Annotated in this window: 17 protein-coding genes and 2 pseudogenes; 12 read left to right on the forward strand and 7 right to left on the reverse strand. The window is 71.1% G+C overall.

Annotation, left to right across the window (positions count from 1 at the left end; translation table 11 throughout):
* A pseudogene (locus GTW40_RS33445) lies at window positions 1-179 on the reverse strand (ALF repeat-containing protein); the annotation flags it as partial.
* 290 nt (window positions 180-469) lie between these two features.
* On the opposite strand from GTW40_RS33445, the gene GTW40_RS29840 reads away from it, so the two are divergent.
* The 3 genes from GTW40_RS29840 to GTW40_RS29850 all read left to right on the forward strand — a co-directional run bounded on the left by GTW40_RS29840 (window position 470) and on the right by GTW40_RS29850 (window position 3,509).
* Window positions 470-1,852 (forward strand): hypothetical protein, encoded by a 1,383-nt coding sequence (locus tag GTW40_RS29840; RefSeq protein ID WP_161183251.1) that lies wholly within the window; start codon window positions 470-472, stop codon window positions 1,850-1,852.
* Window positions 1,853-1,989: 137 nt separating this feature from the next.
* Window positions 1,990-2,910 (forward strand): zinc metalloprotease HtpX, encoded by a 921-nt coding sequence (htpX, locus tag GTW40_RS29845; RefSeq protein ID WP_161183252.1) that lies wholly within the window; start codon window positions 1,990-1,992, stop codon window positions 2,908-2,910.
* A gap of 2 nt (window positions 2,911-2,912) precedes the next feature.
* Complete coding sequence (locus GTW40_RS29850; protein WP_161183253.1) at window positions 2,913-3,509, forward strand: hypothetical protein; 597 nt, start codon at window positions 2,913-2,915, stop codon at window positions 3,507-3,509.
* A gap of 55 nt (window positions 3,510-3,564) precedes the next feature.
* On the opposite strand, the gene GTW40_RS29855 is transcribed toward GTW40_RS29850, so the two are convergent.
* Window positions 3,565-4,446 carry an alpha/beta hydrolase gene (locus GTW40_RS29855; protein WP_161183254.1) on the reverse strand — a complete coding sequence of 294 codons (882 nt, stop codon included), beginning with the start codon at window positions 4,444-4,446 and terminating at the stop codon, window positions 3,565-3,567.
* Between the two features lie 84 nt (window positions 4,447-4,530).
* Between GTW40_RS29855 and GTW40_RS29860 the strand changes: the two genes are divergently transcribed.
* Window positions 4,531-6,165: a phosphotransferase gene (locus GTW40_RS29860; protein ID WP_237525824.1), complete on the forward strand. Its 1,635-nt coding sequence runs from the start codon at window positions 4,531-4,533 to the stop codon at window positions 6,163-6,165.
* Window positions 6,166-6,228: 63 nt separating this feature from the next.
* Complete coding sequence (locus GTW40_RS29865) at window positions 6,229-6,645, forward strand: SMI1/KNR4 family protein (RefSeq protein ID WP_161183256.1); 417 nt, start codon at window positions 6,229-6,231, stop codon at window positions 6,643-6,645.
* On the opposite strand, the gene GTW40_RS29870 is transcribed toward GTW40_RS29865, so the two are convergent.
* The 4 genes from GTW40_RS29870 to GTW40_RS29885 form a co-directional block, all read right to left on the reverse strand.
* A complete protein-coding gene (locus GTW40_RS29870) occupies window positions 6,534-6,848 on the reverse strand; it encodes a hypothetical protein (protein WP_161183257.1) in 315 nt (104 codons plus the stop codon). The genes GTW40_RS29865 and GTW40_RS29870 overlap by 112 nt on opposite strands.
* A gap of 203 nt (window positions 6,849-7,051) precedes the next feature.
* A complete protein-coding gene (locus GTW40_RS29875) occupies window positions 7,052-7,705 on the reverse strand; it encodes a class I SAM-dependent methyltransferase (RefSeq protein ID WP_161183258.1) in 654 nt (217 codons plus the stop codon).
* 25 nt (window positions 7,706-7,730) lie between these two features.
* Window positions 7,731-8,249, reverse strand: coding sequence for a hypothetical protein (locus GTW40_RS29880; protein WP_161183259.1), 519 nt, complete (start codon window positions 8,247-8,249; stop codon window positions 7,731-7,733).
* Window positions 8,250-8,512: 263 nt separating this feature from the next.
* A complete protein-coding gene (locus tag GTW40_RS29885; RefSeq protein WP_161183260.1) occupies window positions 8,513-8,719 on the reverse strand; it encodes a hypothetical protein in 207 nt (68 codons plus the stop codon).
* A gap of 173 nt (window positions 8,720-8,892) precedes the next feature.
* Between GTW40_RS29885 and GTW40_RS29890 the strand changes: the two are divergent.
* The 4 genes and pseudogenes from GTW40_RS29890 (at window position 8,893) to GTW40_RS29905 (ending at window position 11,644) form a co-directional block, all read left to right on the forward strand.
* Window positions 8,893-9,500 (forward strand): annotated as a pseudogene (locus GTW40_RS29890) (DUF6879 family protein).
* Window positions 9,501-9,516: 16 nt separating this feature from the next.
* Complete coding sequence (locus GTW40_RS29895; RefSeq protein WP_161183261.1) at window positions 9,517-10,368, forward strand: helix-turn-helix transcriptional regulator; 852 nt, start codon at window positions 9,517-9,519, stop codon at window positions 10,366-10,368.
* A gap of 35 nt (window positions 10,369-10,403) precedes the next feature.
* Window positions 10,404-10,772, forward strand: a complete 369-nt coding sequence (locus tag GTW40_RS29900) for an ArsC/Spx/MgsR family protein (protein WP_161183262.1) — start codon at window positions 10,404-10,406, stop codon at window positions 10,770-10,772.
* Window positions 10,773-10,900: 128 nt separating this feature from the next.
* Window positions 10,901-11,644 carry a hypothetical protein gene (locus GTW40_RS29905; RefSeq protein WP_161183263.1) on the forward strand — a complete coding sequence of 248 codons (744 nt, stop codon included), beginning with the start codon at window positions 10,901-10,903 and terminating at the stop codon, window positions 11,642-11,644.
* Between the two features lie 3 nt (window positions 11,645-11,647).
* Here the strand turns inward: GTW40_RS29905 and GTW40_RS29910 are convergent, their stop codons facing one another.
* Window positions 11,648-12,556 carry an alpha/beta hydrolase gene (locus GTW40_RS29910; RefSeq protein WP_161183264.1) on the reverse strand — a complete coding sequence of 303 codons (909 nt, stop codon included), beginning with the start codon at window positions 12,554-12,556 and terminating at the stop codon, window positions 11,648-11,650.
* Between the two features lie 70 nt (window positions 12,557-12,626).
* On the opposite strand from GTW40_RS29910, the gene GTW40_RS29915 reads away from it, so the two are divergent.
* From GTW40_RS29915 to GTW40_RS33645, 3 genes are all read left to right on the forward strand, one after another.
* On the forward strand, window positions 12,627-13,094 hold the full coding sequence (locus GTW40_RS29915) for a helix-turn-helix domain-containing protein (RefSeq protein ID WP_161183265.1): 468 nt from the start codon (window positions 12,627-12,629) through the stop codon (window positions 13,092-13,094).
* Between the two features lie 156 nt (window positions 13,095-13,250).
* Window positions 13,251-14,282, forward strand: a complete 1,032-nt coding sequence (gene glnII / locus GTW40_RS29920) for a glutamine synthetase (RefSeq protein ID WP_161183266.1) — start codon at window positions 13,251-13,253, stop codon at window positions 14,280-14,282.
* Window positions 14,283-14,552: 270 nt separating this feature from the next.
* Window positions 14,553-14,675: a hypothetical protein gene (locus GTW40_RS33645; protein ID WP_272919052.1), complete on the forward strand. Its 123-nt coding sequence runs from the start codon at window positions 14,553-14,555 to the stop codon at window positions 14,673-14,675.
* The last annotated feature ends 286 nt before the right edge of the window (window positions 14,676-14,961 follow it).

Genomic DNA, 14,961 nt, shown 5'->3' on the forward strand with positions numbered 1-14,961 from the left:
ACGATGGCCACCCGGTCGTCCTCGGCCTGGGCCAGCGCGTACCCCGTCTCCAGCCAGGCCCGCATCTCCGCCGGATCGTCGCGGTCCAGCAGCGCGTTGATCTCCTGCTTCACCCGCTGACCGCTGGCGGGGTTGGCGAGCAGGCTGACGAGCGCGACGCGCAGATCGTCGTCGTCCATGTCGTCGTACGGTGAGCCCACTTGGGCCGTCACGGCGACGGCCCCCGCCGACGAAGTACCGGCGGCGAAGGAGGGCGTCGCTAACAGCAACGCCGGAGCCAGCGCCCCGGCAGCCACAGCAAGCGTCACACGGCTCAGTCTCACGAGATCAACCACCTTGAGTCGTAGTCGCGTTCTGACACAGCGGGGTGATGATCCCAGGACCAGGGGCGTTGATCATTGCCTGAACCATGCAGTCTTCGGGGGGGGGCGGCGTTGCCGTCGTCGGTCGGGAAGAGGGAGTGCGGCGGATGCGGGTGGGGACCGGTGAGGCGGAGCGGCTGTTCGGGAGTGGCGGGCCCGAGGACTGGGTGGAGTGGGATCGGCGGGTCCGGGTCGAGGAGTGGTACCGGCCGGATGACCACGGGGTCGCGTGGGAGCACGGTGCCGGGTCGCGGGTGCTGGCCGCGCTGGTCTCGGGTGAGGCGGTGAGTGACGCCGGGCTCGCGGTGGTGCTGTGCCGTCAGGACGGGCGGATACGGCAGCGGGCATTGGAGCGGGCGGCGGGGCGGCCCGCGTTGCTTCCGCTGGTGGTGGTGCGGTGTGCCGACTGGGCCGGGCCCGTGCGGGAGCGGGCGCGGGAGTTGCTCGTCGAGGCGCTGGACGCGGAGGCGGCCGTACGGCTCGCGCCGTTGGTGCTGCGGCTGGCCGACCGGCAGCGGGGGGACTTCGCCCTCGGGCTGCTGGAACGGGTGCTGCGCCGGGAGGGGCCGGGGCCGTTGCTGGTGTCCGGTGATTGTACGGCGCGTCGGTTCGCGTACCGGCTGGCCGTGGCGGAGGGACGCCTCTCGGCTGTCGAGCTGGCCCGGGCCGCCGCGCGGGACGACGACGCCGTCGTGCAGGGGATGTGCGCGGATGCCGCGGCGGCCGCCATGACGGACGCGGACGCGGTGGACGTGGTGGACCTCCTGCTCGGCGCCCGCGCTCCCCAGGTCCGGGCCGCCGGGGTCACGGGGCTGCGGCGGCTGGGTCGGCCGGCGCGGGCCGAGGAGTTCCTCGCGGACCGGTCGGCGCTGGTGCGGGCCTGTGCGCGGTACGTCGTACGGCAGCTCGGGGGTGACCCGCTGCCCTGGTACCGGGCGCGCTGCGCCGACCCCGTGCCCCTGGTCGGCGCCCCCATCGGCCTCGCGGAGTGCGGGCAGCGCGCGGACGCCGGGCTGTTGTGGCCGCTGCTTGACCACCCGGAGGCGGGGGTGCGGGCGCGGGCCCTGGCGGGGCTGCGGACGCTGGACGTGACGGACATACCCCGCGTACGGCGGCTGCTGGACGACCCGGCGCCCGGCGTAGTCCGCGAGGCCACCCTAGCGCTGCTGCCGTCCGCCGAGGCGCTGCCCGAGGAGTGGCTGCTGCGGCGGCTGGGCGCGGACCGGCGCCAGTGTGAGCGGGTGTCGGCGTGGCGGCTGCTGGACGCGCGGGACGAGCCGACCCGGCTGCGGGCGGCGGTGACGCTGCTCGAATGCGGAGACGGGGACGGGAACGGGGATCTACGGCTGTGGGCGCGAGCCGAGTCGGTCGTACGGCGCATGCTGGGCTGGGGGGCGCGCGACCGGTCGGCGCCAGCGGTCGCCGGGCTTCTGGAGCGGGCCCGGCTGCTCCCGGCCGCGTCCGCTTCACGGCTGGCCCCGCCCGCTTGACGACGGGAACGCCCGCTTGACGAAGAGAGGCGCCCCCCTGACGGTTTTGCCGGTTCCGGGTCGTATCGCGCCTCTCCCATGGCCCACCGCGGGTGCACACTGGACAGCACAGGGCGCTGAGTGCGGGGTGATGCGAGATGCGGAGCCGCTTCCGGAGCGACCGGCGGCTGACCGTGCGGATGACGGTCACGCTGTTTCTGCTCGGCCTGCTGTACGTGGGGTTCGTGGCCGCGCTGATCGTGCTGCTGAAGTCGTGGCTGCTGGTCGTGGTGCTGGTGGGTGCGCTGTTCGTGGCGCAGTTCTGGTTCTCCGACAAGATCGCGATGTTCGCGATGCGCGGGCGGGTCGTGGAGCCGGAGGAGTATCCCGAGCTGCACGCGGTGGTGGACCGGCTGTGTGCGATGGCCGACATGCCGAAACCCGTGGTGGCCGTGTCGCCCATGGACATGCCGAACGCGTTCGCGACCGGGCGGAACCCGGATCACGCCGTGGTCTGTGTGACCACGGGACTGCTACGGCGCCTGGAACCCGCCGAACTGGAGGGCGTCCTCGCGCACGAGCTGTCGCACGTCGCGCACAAGGACGTCGCCGTGATCACGGTCGCGTCGTTCCTCGGGGTGCTCGCGGGCCTGATCGTCCGGTTCGCCTTCTACTCGTCGCTGTTCAGCTCGGGGCGCCGGGACCAGAACACCGCGGCCGTGTTCGCGGCGGTGATCGGGGTCTCGATCGCGGTGTACGCGATCAGCTTCCTGCTGATCCGCGCGCTCTCCCGCTACCGCGAGCTGGCCGCCGACCGCGCGGCCGCACAGCTGACCGGCCGTCCCTCGGCGCTGGCGTCGGCGCTGACCAAGGTCTCCGGGGACATCGCCCGTATCCCGACGAAGGATCTGCGGACGGCGCAGGCGTTCAACGCGTTCTACTTCACCCCGGCGACCGGCAAGGAGCCCGGCATCGAGCGGTTCTTCTCCACCCACCCGACGCTGGAACAGCGGCTGGAGCAGCTGGGCCGGATCTCGGCGGAGCTGGGCGAGGCGGCGACCCCCGAGTCGGCGGCCTGAGCATGGGGCTGCTGGACATTCTGCTGGGGCGTACGAAGCCGGTGCCGCCGGATCTGGACCGGCTGTTCGGGCTGCCGTCGGCGGCGGTGACGCTGGAGGTGGTGTCGGGGTTCACGCCGACCGGCACCGGCGCGGTGTGCTTCGCGACGGTCGAGGGTGCGGCCTTCGAGCAGACCCACCGCGAGGTGCGGGCGCTCCTCGACGCGGACACCGGCCGCACCGGACCCCGGGTGGAGCTGGTCCAGGACGCGTACGGCTACTCCTGGCTCGTCTCCCGCCGCTCCCCCGACCAGCTCCCCGAACTGGTCAACGACCTGCACGCGGTCAACAGCTCCATGGAGGCCAACGGCTTCGGCCCCCAGCTCCTGTGCTCCCTGGTCACCTTCACCCGCGACAACCCCGCCGACGACCGCTCCCTCGCCCTCGTCTACCTCTACAAACGCGGCGGCTTCTACCCCCTGTGCACCCACGCCGGGCGCCAGTCGCGCGACAACGCGATGGAGCTGCAACTGGCGTCGGCGCTGGAGAACGACCTGCGCATGGAGCCGGACAAGTCGCGGTGGTTCCCGTTGTGGGACGCGCCGGGGATGGGCGGCTGAGGGACACCGGGTGCCTTCGGACCTGCCTTCACGCCTGCCGTCGCACCGTCCGCGGTCAGCCGGTGTGGTCCACGAGGGCGTCGATGATCTCGGGCCACAGCTCGCGCGGGCGGTCGTGTCCCATGTCGGGTACGAGGAGGAGCCTCGCGCCGGGCACCAGCTCCGCGGTGCGCCGCCCACCGCTGACGTCGATCAGCGTGTCGTCGAGACCGTGCATCACCAGCGTCGGCACGCGCAGCTCGCGGAGCGCGTCCGCGCGTGAGCCGCTGAGGATCATCGCGCCGAGCTGCCGCCCGGCTCCGGCGGGGTAGTGGGCGCGGTCGTAGCTCCGGGCCGCCAGCTCCCGGAGGGCGGCGGGATCGCCGTAGCGCCTGGACGCCCAGACCAGTTCCCGCTCCGCCGCCGCGATGTATTCCTCGCGGCTTCGCGGCTTGGGGCCGAACAGCACCGCCTGGGCCTCGGGACTCGACCGGCCGTACTCGCTCTCGCCGGTCGAGGACATCATCGACGTCAGCGTCAGCACCCGTTCCGGCCGGGTGAGGGCCATCGTCTGGGCGATCATCCCGCCCATCGACGCTCCGACCACATGAGCGCGGTCGATGCCGAGCGCGGTGAGCAGGCCCAGGCCGTCGTCGGCCATGTCCCGCAACCGGTAGGGGACCATCGCGAGGGCGGAGGCGATGTCTCCCGAGCTGACAGCGGTGATGAACTCGCCCAGGTCCACGGGGTGTTCGTCGAACTTGGTGGACAGCCCGCTGTCACGGTTGTCGTAGCGGATCACATGGCGGCCGCGCTCCGCCAGCGCGCGGCAGAAGTCCTCGTGCCAGGCGATCATCTGGGCGCCGAAGCCCGTCACCAGCAGGACAGGCGGGTCACCGGGGTCGCCGAAGCTGTCGTAGGCGAGGGACACTTCGGGCGACACGGCGGCAATCGGCATACGTGGATCTTGCCAGGCCCGGCCGGGAGGACGCACCGGGATTCCAGGCGCGCGGCGATGGCGGGGTGTGGGTGAATGGCCCGCATGCGCGAACTCTCCCTCGGCCAGGACGAATTCACCCACGCCTGCGACGGCGAACGGCTCAGCGTCGTACGCGCCGGGGCGGTGCCGGGACGCGCCACCGCCGTCCTGCTGCACGGCGCGGGCACCGGAAGCAAGGCCCGGCTCCTGCCACTGGCCGCGGAGTTCGCCGCACAGGGCTGCCACGCACTGGCCTTCGACTTCTCCGGACACGGCGAAAGCGCCGGCGCCCTCGCCGAGTTGAGCCTGCGACGCCGGTACGAGCAGGCGGTCTCGGTGATCGACACCCACGCCCCGGCGGACTCCCCGCTGATCCTCGTCGGCTTCAGCATGAGCGGCCAGACGGTGGCCGACCTCGTACGGCACTACAGCCCCCGGGTCACCGCGCTCGGCCTGGGCGCCCCGGCGGTGTACGCCCCCGACGCCTGGGACCTGCCCTTCGGCACGGGGGACGGCCGCTTCACCGAGATCCTCCGCACGCCGGACAGCTGGCGCGCCTCCCCCGCCCTCGATGTGCTGCGGTCGTACGAGGGGCGGGCGGTGCTGGTGGTGCCGGGTACGGACTCGGTGATCCCGGGGGCCGTGACGGAGGCGGTGCAGGACGCGCTGGCGACGCGGGCGCAGTACACACGCCTCGAACTGCCGGACGCCGAGCATCGGTTGGGGCTGTGGTTCCGGGATCATCCGGAGGACCTCGGGGAGTTGGCGGGACTCCTTTTGGAGGGGCTGGAGGAAGGGGGCTGGTCGGCGACCCGGGCATGGACGGACGAACGGCTTCCGGAGGGTCGGACGGTCGTGAACTCCTGCCCACTGAAGGGTGGTTGGTCGTCCCAGATGCGCGCCCTCGGCCTGGACGACGGGACGGAACTTGTCCTGCGGTCCTTCGTGAAGCCCTTCTACCGGCGGCACGCGCCCGCGTTGCTGTCGCGGGAGGCGGCCGTACTGGAGTTGCTGGCGGATGAGGCGGGTGTCCCGGCGCCGGGACTGGTCGCGGTGGACGTCTCCGGTCAACACTGCGACCACCCTTCCCTGTTGATGACCAAGCTGCCCGGCCGACTTCGCATGGACGCGCCCGACCCCGCCGTACTGGACCTGCTCGCGGCGCAGTTGGTCCGTATCCACGCGGTCGTACCGGAGCAGCGGCCGCGCGCCTATGAGGCGTGGACCTGGCCGGAGCGAGTGCGGGCGGCGGTGTCCGGCGGGCTGTGGGAGCGGGCGGTGGAGGTGATCGAGCGCGAACCTCCGTCGTACCAGGGCCGTTTCCTGCACCGGGACTACCACCCCGGGAACGTGCTGTTCACCGGCGAGAACGCGGAGCCGCGCATCAGCGGGGTCGTGGACTGGGTGGAGACCTCCTGGGGCCCCGCCGACCTGGACGTGGCCCACTGCTCGACGGCCCTGGCGCTGCTGCACGGCCCGGAACACGGCCTGGCCTTCCGGGCGCGATACGAATGCCAGGGCGGCCACGGCCTCGCGAACGGCCCGGACCACCTCTACTGGCGCCTGCTCGACGCGCTCGCGTACGCCCCCGACGCGGCGAAACTGGCCCAGCCGTGGCGCGAGTTGGGGCGGACGGACCTGACGCCCGAGGTGCTGAGCGGGCGGCTGGAGGCGTACGTGGGCGCGCTGCTGAGCTGAGGGGGCGGGCCCGGCATGAAACAGGGCATGGGGCAGGGCAGGGCATGGGGCAGGGTAGGCACCATGTCCCACCCTCACCCCACCCGACCCCTGCGCCACCTCGCCCCGCTCACGGCCCTCTGCCCTCCCCCGCCCGGCGGCGGCCGGAACGTGGAATGGCCCGCCGCGGAAGGGACGTTGGGCGTCCCCCTCCCCGCCGACTACAAGCAGCTCGTACGGACCTACGGCGGCGGCCTCTTCGGCGACCTCATCTGGCTCCTGGAACCCGGCTGCCCCGAGGCGATGTACGACCTGGTCGCCCAGACCACGGAGCGTAAGGAGTGGCGCCGCAACCCCCAGGGCACCGGCGCCACCCCTCCCCCACCCGCCTATCGCATCAGCGCCCGCACCATCCGGCACGTCGTCGCGGACGGCGGGTGGACGCCGAGCTTCTCGGCCGTGCGGCGGATGGTGGCGTCGCGGGCCTGGGTCGGGCGGTAGATGCCGGAGTCGAGCAGGGCTATGGCCAGGCGCATGGCCTTCAGGCGTCGGTTGTGCGTGACGTACCACTCGCGCGGCTGCCCAGCCGGCAGCGGGCTCTTCGCCACCGGTACGTACGGCGAGTCGAGCGGCACGGCGCGCCTGGCGGTGGACTGGGTGGGCGACGGCTTGTTCTTCAGAGCGGCGGCAGCGGGCACGGGCATCCTCCTGTCGCGATCAGAGCGCCTACCGGAAACCCCGGCACGCACTCTCGAACACTGCTCCAATTCTACTGCCGGGGACTGACATTCAGGAGTCCGCGAGCCAGGCAAATCCGCAGGTGAAGGAGCGAATTTCCATGCGTCCGCCCCATCTCCACGAGGCACCTCAGGGGCACCAGAAATTCGAACACGACCGCCCGTCGGGGTCATGCCCCGGCCTGGACAAGAAGCGTTCCGATGTACCCCGGCCGCGGCGCCTCCAGGACCCGCGCCTCCGCCGTGGCGAACCCGGCCCGGGTGAGCAGGCGCTCCCACACGGCCGGGCGGTAGCTGTAGCGGTAGGTGAACATCGCCCTGCCCGCGAAGCCTCCCTTGTACATCCCCTGGGGGCCGTAGGCGCCGGGGATCGCGGGTGGCTGGGAGAAGACGAAGACACCGCCGGGGTTGAGCCGTCGGTGGACAAGGGGAAACAGACGGGCCGGGTCGGTGAACCAGGCGGCGCCGAAGACGGAGTAGACCGCGTCGTACGTCTCCTCGTGCGTGCCCAGGTACTCCAGAACCTCGGCACACGCGAAGTCCGCCCCCGTGCCGACCCACTTGGCGGTGGCCTTCTTCACCATGACGGGCGACAGATCAACACCCCGGGCGACGACACCGTCCCGAGCCAGATACGCGAGGGCCCGGCCCGTACCGCAGCCGATCTCCAGCACGGAGCGCACGTCCCCGAGCAGCTCGGGCCCGGGCCCGTGACCGGCGTACTGGGTCCACCGGAAGCCGGGCTCGGCGTCGTCCTTGAAGGCGGAGGCGGCGTACGCGTCCCAGAGTTCGGTCTCGGCGGCGATGTCGTGCTGGGCGGGCACGGGGGCTCCCTTCGAGGAGGTGGTTTCAGTGGCTGTCGGGCACCTTGTTGTCACACGGCGAGCAGTCCGTGCCATCGATCGCCCACAACTCCTCGTCGACGTCGAAACCGATGGACTTGAGGAAGTCCGCCGTACGCAGGCACAGGCCGTCGCGACGGCGCTCGATGAACGGGGCGTGATGCTTGTAGCGGCCCCCGTTGTACACGTCGCACAGTGCCCACCAGACCGGTGTGTCGAGGATGAGCTGATGAACACCTATGTCGACGAGCTTGCCGACTCCGAGGTGTACGTCGGGGTGTTCCATGCAGCCGATGGTGTACATGACGGCGTTGCCGAGGACGCGTTCGGCCATGTCGCGGACCATCGTGTGGTCTCGCAGCAGCAGGGCCACCTCCCGGTCCCAGAGGGTCATGCCACTGTCCAGCACGTTGATCGTCAGGTGCCTCACGTGCGGTTGGACGGCATTGAGGAGGTCCTTCGGGTCCCGGGCGTGGGGACCGATCGCGGGCCGGTCGAACGTGGGGGCCAGGGGCTCAACGGTCATGGGCTCACCCTTCCTTTCAATCGATTGATGCGTGGCACCGCGCCGTTCTCACAGAGGTCGTCGCACGGGTCTCATCACCCGGTGACGCGGGCACCCGCAGGGAGGGAACTCCTGCCCCACGCCTGTCACCGTCCAGGTTTCCGCGCCCTCGATCCCGCGCTTCCCCGAGTCACTCGTGATGCGGCCCGCGCGGTTCACGGTGTAGACCCGTAGCGTCATCCGGGGCGGCAGGCCGTCCGCGCCGCCAGGGGCGCTCACCGCGCTCATGCGGTGTCGTTCTGCCGCAGCGCCTCCGCCAGCCGCATGGCCACGTCGGCACGTACGCGGCCCAGCTCGACAAGTCCGAGAGCGGGCGAGCCGGTGTCGGCTCCGAGCGACGGCAGGACGATGCCCGCCTGGGACAGGGCCGACCTCAGGACTTCGGTGGCCACGTGGGGATCGGCGTCATGCGCCTGCTGTACTCCAGCCATGAACGCGACGGTAGGGAGGGGCACTTCCGGTGCGCCATGGAAGTTGCGCGAAGTTGCGAACCATCACCGCAGAGTTGCGTAAGGTTGCCGATTCAGGCGAACCGAACGCGGAACAAAGGTCATTGACCTCATGGAAGCTTGAGAGATCAGTCCCCCGAGGGAAGGACGCGATCATGACCCGGCGACTGCGGTTCAACGGAACGGGCAGCGGTGTCAACGGATGTCCGTCCGTGCACGAGGACCTCGAAACGTCGGTCCGGACGAGTTCGACGGACTCTTCACGCGATTCGAGCACACCGCATGGCGCCTGGAGACGCGCCGCCGCTATGCCTCGGACGAACTCACCGACACATACGCCCAGTTCACGAGCGGCGAGCCCGTCGACTGGACCGGCGCGGACGCGGAGTGGTGCGCCCAGCGCCGTGAACAGGTCGCACTCGGCAAGCGGTTCGAGCGGGTCCGTGTCGTCGACAGGCCGCCCACGACCGGCCAGCTCTATCTGCTCGACAACGCGCGCCGCAACAGCGCCGTCGGCGAGGAGATCCGCACTCTGTGGCGAGACGACGCCGACCGCGTGGGCCTGCCCGCCGAAGACTTCTGGATCTTCGACTCCCGGCTGGTCGCCCTGCTCAACTTCGACGACACCGACAACTTGGTCGACGTCGAGCTGATCACCGAACCGGCGGCCGTGCTGCGCTACGTCAGAGCACGTGACGCCGCGCAGCACTACGCCGTCCCGTACAAGGAGTTCGCGGCTCGACTCCCCGCGAAGGCGCGCTGAGACAGGAACACCCCCCGTGAGCACGGACTATCAGCAGGCACGAGAGGCGCTCGGGATACGACTGCGCGAGCTCCGCCTCTCCGCCCCTGCCGGCCGGCTCACGGGTGCGGAACTCGCCGGGCGGTACGGGTGGAACAAGTCCAGGGTCAGCAGACTGGAGAACGGCAGGCAGACCCCGACCTCCGACGACCTGCGCAAGTGGGCGGAGGCGACCGGCCAGCCGGAGGCGTACGACGAGCTGGCGGCCCGGCTGAGGGGCTTCGAGTCCCACATCCGGTCGTGGCGAAGGCAGTTGGCCGCCGGACACAAGGCAGTGCAGGACACCCACCTCAACGCCCATGCCGACGCCTCCGTGTTCCGGGGCTGGGAGTCCTCCATGATCTTCGGGATTCTCCAGACGCCGGACTACGCACGCTCCATCTTCACGCGGTACGCGGAGCTGCAGCGGTCGCCGCGCGACACCGAGGAGGCGGTCCGGTCCCGCATGAAGCGGCAGGAGGCGCTGTACGACTCCTCGAAACGCTTCCACCTCCTCCTGTGGGAGGCCGCCCTGCACACCTTGATCTGCCCGCCGTCCGTCCTCGCCGCCCAGCTCGACCGGCTGATGGGAGTCATCGGTCTGGACACGGTGGAGCTGGGCATCGTCCCGCTGTCCGCTCCCCTCAAGATCCCTCCGGCCACCGCCTTCTGGGTCTACGACGACCGTCAGGTGATCGTCGAGAACTGGCACGCGGAGTTCTGGATCGACGACGCCGCCAGCGTGGACACCTACCTGCGGACCTGGAAGACGCTCCGGGAGTCCGCCGTCCACGGCACGGCCGCACAGAGCCTCGTCGACGCGGCCCGGCAGAAGCTGCGCGCGCACTGAAAGACGCCCCGCCCGCCCCGCGTACCGTGACCCCCATGGAGATCTGGATCAACCCGAGCTGTTCCAAGTGCCGCAGTGCTCTCGACGTGCTGGATGCCGAGGAGGCCGGGTACACCGTGCGTCGGTATCTGGAGGACGCGCCCAGTGAGGGGGAGATTCGGGAGGTGTTGGAGCGGCTGGGGCTGGAGCCGTGGGACATCACTCGGACACAGGAGGCGGAGGCGAAGGAGCTGGGGGTCGGGGAGTGGGCGCGGGACGCGGGGGCGCGGGAGCGGTGGGTTGCCGCGCTCGCGGCGCATCCTCGGCTGATTCAGCGGCCGATCATCACCGCCGACGACGGAACCGCGCTGGTGGGGCGGACGGAGGAGGCCGTACGGGAGGCTGTACGGCGGAGTCAGACATGACCTCCGCGAGAGCATCCTCAACTCCCGTGTGACGTAGGTTACTTGGGATGCTTCGGTAACCGCTGAGTAACGGCGTCCGGCGGCCCGTACATAGCGGCGTACGCTCCCCTACCTCGCAGGAGGCGCGGATGTCGCGCAGGAGACTCGACACCAAGAAGAAGATCGCGCTGCTCGTCAGCGCGGCGGCGGTGGCGGGTGGTGGTGCCTTCGCGCTGGCCACCACCTCCAACGCCGCGCAGACCCCGAAGGACGCCAAGACGCTGTCGTCGGCGGCGGACTCGACCGTCTGCCAGGGCTTCGCCACGGCACTCGGCAACAACCAGAAGTTCATCGCCGACCAGAAGGCGAACCCGGACGCGCAGTCCAACGCCCGGATCGCCAACCGTGAGGCGGTCATCGAGCAGATCAAGGTCCAGCAGAAGGCTGCCGGATGCACCGTTGGGGAGTCGGCTCAGGGCTCCCAGGCGGCGCAGGGCAACCAGCAGGGCCAGCAGCAGGGTCAGCAGAACCAGCAGGGCAACGCTCAGCAGGGCAACCAGCAGGCCGGTGGCGCGGCACAGCAGAGCGCCGCCCCGCCCGCGCAGAACGGCGGCGGCAACAACGCAGGCGGCGCCGCGGCCTCCGGGCAGCAGGTCTGCAACGGCTCCACCGTCACGCTCTCGGGTGAGGGCGGCGCCCCGGCCGCGTCCAGCAACCAGTTCCCGGCGGGTACGACCCTGAAGGTCACCAACCTGGACAACAACAAGTCGACCACCGTCAAGGTCACGTCGGTGTCCGGCAGTTGCGTCCTGCTCAACAACGAGGCGTTCGAGCAGGTGCGGGAGCCGGGCAAGTTCCTCATCCGCCGCGCCGTGATCGAGAAGGTGGGATAAGGGTCAGCCGACCGACAAAAACGCGGTGAGGCGGCGCACCGTCTCGGCCGGTCCCGCGTGCGGCAGCGCGTGGTGGGAGACGTCCGCCAGTACGGCCGTCTCCACCCGCGGCAGCACCGCACCGGCCCGCGCGACGACTCTCGCCGCGTCATGGGTCCTGCTGTTCGCGGCCACGAGCAGCAGGACCGGCTTGTCGAGGGACCGCAGTCCGGCCGTCTTCGGGCGCGGTCCCGTCACCGGCCGCGCGGCCGGAAACCCCGCCGCCGCCTCCTGAAGGCGCAGCCAGTCGGGGTCCAGGTCCGCTCCCCCGGTCTCCCATTCGAGGAACGCGCGCACCCTGCGGGGCGTGGGCCGCAGCAGCATCGGCAGGGCGTGGAGCAGGTACGCCGCCTTGTACTCGGCGAAACACTGGGTCGGGTCCAGGAGGAACAGGCGGCGCACCCGCTCCGGCCTGCGCAGGGCGTAGTCGAGAGCGATCCAGCCGCCGTACGAGTGACCGCCCATGTCGGCGGCCCGTACTCCGAGCCCGTCCAGCAGGGCATCCAGCCAGGCCGTCAGATCGGCGGGCGTGCGAAGGCGGTGACCGTCGTCGGGGACGCTCAGACCGGGAGCGCCGATCAGGTCGGGGGCGTAGACGCGGTGCGTGGGAGCGAGGGCGGCGGCCTGGACGTACCAGGAGACCGAGGTCGCTCCGCCACCGCCCGGGAGCAGGAGCAGCGGGGGTGCCTCGCGCGGCCCGCAGGCGTTGACGCGGGTGGTGCCATAGGGGGTGGCGACCGTCAGGGTCTCGCGGTCGGCGGGCCACTTCGCCAGCACCTTGTCGTAGGCGGTCCGGAAGGCGTCGCTGTCGTACGTCCGTGCCCGCGGCCGCTTCTGTGTCCGCGTCCCGTCGTACGTCCGTGTCCGCGCCATCACACGTCCCCTCTATCATCTCGTTGAGCGAGATACTCGCCGAGCGAGACGATAGCCCCGGAGGCGCCCCGTGCCCACCCCTTCAGGACCGGCGAGCGAGCCGGAGCTGGAGACCGTGCATCTGCTGCGCGCCGTCTCCGTCGAACTCGCCCTGCACAGCGCCCGGTTCGCGAGCCTCAACGGACTGCACCCCACGGACGTACGCGCCCTGATCGCGCTCATGGACGCCCGGCGCGCCGGCGAGGAGACCACCGCCGGGCGGCTCGGGACGGCCCTCGGGCTCAACTCCGCGGGTACCACCGCGCTGGTCGACAGGCTGGAGCGGGCCGGTCTCGTACGGCGGGTACGGGGCGAACGGGACCGGCGCCGGGTCGTGATCGAGGTCGAGGAGCGCGCGGTGGCGCTGGGACGGGAGTTCTTCGGCCCGCTGATCGAGCGCTCCGCCGAGCTGCTGCGCGGGTACGACGCGGGGCAGCGGGCCGCGATCCGGGACTTCCTCGCGGGGGTGCGGGACGCGGCGGCCGCGGAGCGGAAGTGACCCGCCCGCCCCCGCCATCCCGCCCAACTCCCCCCACAAGGTGAGCCACACCACAAAAAGCCTCAGGTAACACGGGGTTCACACAAGGGCAACGGACGGGAAATCGCCCGTTGGCAGTCTGCCCGCAGACCGACCCACCCCAGAGGAAGTGGCCCCGTGACCTTCAAGGCTGAGTACATCTGGATCGACGGCACCGAGCCGACGGCCAAGCTGCGTTCCAAGACGAAGATCATCGCGGGTGCTCCGGCCGGTCTCGACGCGCTGCCGATCTGGGGCTTCGACGGCTCCTCCACCAACCAGGCCGAGGGCCACGCCTCGGACCGCGTGCTCAAGCCCGTCTTCACCTGCCCGGACCCGATCCGCGGCGGCGACGACATCCTGGTGCTGTGCGAGGTCCTCGACATCGACATGACGCCGCACGCGTCCAACACGCGTGCCGCGCTGGCCGAGGTCGCGGAGCGGTTCGCCGCACAGGAGTCGATCTTCGGCATCGAGCAGGAGTACACCTTCTTCGACGGCGCCCGCCCGCTCGGCTTCCCCGAGAACGGCTTCCCGGCCCCCCAGGGCGGCTACTACTGCGGTGTCGGCGCCGACGAGATCTTCGGCCGCGACATCGTCGAGGCCCACCTGGACAACTGCCTGAAGGCCGGTCTCGGCATCTCCGGCATCAACGCCGAGGTCATGCCCGGCCAGTGGGAGTTCCAGGTCGGCCCGCTCGCCCCGCTGGAGGTCTCCGACCAGCTGTGGGTCGCCCGCTGGCTGCTCTACCGCACCGCCGAGGACTTCGGCATCACCGCCACCCTCGACCCCAAGCCGGTCAAGGGCGACTGGAACGGCGCGGGCGCGCACACCAACTTCTCCACCAAGGCCATGCGCGAGGGCTACGACGCGATCATCACCGCGTGCGAGTCCCTCGGTGAGGGCTCCAAGCCGATGGACCACGTCAAGAACTACGGCGCGGGCATCGACGACCGCCTCACCGGTCTGCACGAGACCGCCCCGTGGAACGAGTACAGCTACGGCGTCTCGGACCGCGGCGCCTCGGTCCGCATCCCGTGGCAGGTCGAGAAGGACGGCAAGGGCTACATCGAGGACCGCCGTCCCAACGCCAACGTCGACCCGTACGTGGTGACCCGCCTGATGGTGGACACCTGCTGCTCCGCCCTGGAGAAGGCCGGCCAGGTCTGATCCGACCGCATCACCGTCCCGGACGGGCGCCCGCTGTCACGGCGGGCGCCCGTTCGCGCGTTACGGGTCCACCGAGCCCGGCCCCACCATGTGCCACCCTCCGTCCACGGACTGAGACGAGCTCCGGGGTACGCCCGTACGCCCCACCCCGCGCACCACCGCCCCGCCCCAGGTGAACGGTGGCGGAATCCGGCCAACAACCGGCCGACGAGCCGTCCGACCAGTGAGAGACGCCTCCTGTCCGGCGCCCGATTCTGCTTCAATGGGCACATGGCCAGCTTCCAGCAGAACACCGCGACGGGTCGCCATGACCTGGAGCCGTTCTGGCCTTCCCGTCAGCACGACGACTTCGACCGGGTGTGTTGCCGCGCGAGCACCGCGCGGGCCTTCTGAAGCCGTAATCCCGGCCTCCAGGCACCCGCGCGACACGACGAACGTCCCGAGGCGCGCCCGACCACGAATCGCGGCCGTCGCCCTGTCCGACGCATTCCTCGCGCGAAAGAGCTGACCTCTCATGGCGACCCACCGTCCTCAGTCCACCGCCACTCCCCTCGCCGGTCCCCTGGCCCCCGCCCCGACGACGCCCCGCTCCGCCCCGCTCCCCGCGAACGGCGCCCGGCACCGGCTGCGGGCCGTCGACCGGGACGAGGAGTGGGCCCCGGCCCACCCCGTCGGCGCC

Origin of the sequence: Streptomyces sp. SID4985 (assembly GCF_009863025.1) — a bacterium.
GTDB lineage: Bacteria > Actinomycetota > Actinomycetes > Streptomycetales > Streptomycetaceae > Streptomyces.

Coding starts and splice junctions, on each gene's coding strand:
- GTW40_RS29840 (WP_161183251.1), top strand. CDS start 470: ATGCGGGTGGGGACCGGTGAGGCGGAGCGGCTGTTCGGGAGTGGCGGG.
- htpX (WP_161183252.1), top strand. CDS start 1,990: ATGCGGAGCCGCTTCCGGAGCGACCGGCGGCTGACCGTGCGGATGACG.
- GTW40_RS29850 (WP_161183253.1), top strand. CDS start 2,913: ATGGGGCTGCTGGACATTCTGCTGGGGCGTACGAAGCCGGTGCCGCCG.
- GTW40_RS29855 (WP_161183254.1), bottom strand. CDS start 4,446: ATGCCGATTGCCGCCGTGTCGCCCGAAGTGTCCCTCGCCTACGACAGC.
- GTW40_RS29860 (WP_237525824.1), top strand. CDS start 4,531: ATGCGCGAACTCTCCCTCGGCCAGGACGAATTCACCCACGCCTGCGAC.
- GTW40_RS29865 (WP_161183256.1), top strand. CDS start 6,229: ATGTCCCACCCTCACCCCACCCGACCCCTGCGCCACCTCGCCCCGCTC.
- GTW40_RS29870 (WP_161183257.1), bottom strand. CDS start 6,848: ATGCCCGTGCCCGCTGCCGCCGCTCTGAAGAACAAGCCGTCGCCCACC.
- GTW40_RS29880 (WP_161183259.1), bottom strand. CDS start 8,249: ATGACCGTTGAGCCCCTGGCCCCCACGTTCGACCGGCCCGCGATCGGT.
- GTW40_RS29885 (WP_161183260.1), bottom strand. CDS start 8,719: ATGGCTGGAGTACAGCAGGCGCATGACGCCGATCCCCACGTGGCCACC.
- GTW40_RS29900 (WP_161183262.1), top strand. CDS start 10,404: ATGGAGATCTGGATCAACCCGAGCTGTTCCAAGTGCCGCAGTGCTCTC.
- GTW40_RS29905 (WP_161183263.1), top strand. CDS start 10,901: ATGTCGCGCAGGAGACTCGACACCAAGAAGAAGATCGCGCTGCTCGTC.
- GTW40_RS29910 (WP_161183264.1), bottom strand. CDS start 12,556: ATGGCGCGGACACGGACGTACGACGGGACGCGGACACAGAAGCGGCCG.
- GTW40_RS33645 (WP_272919052.1), top strand. CDS start 14,553: ATGGCCAGCTTCCAGCAGAACACCGCGACGGGTCGCCATGACCTGGAG.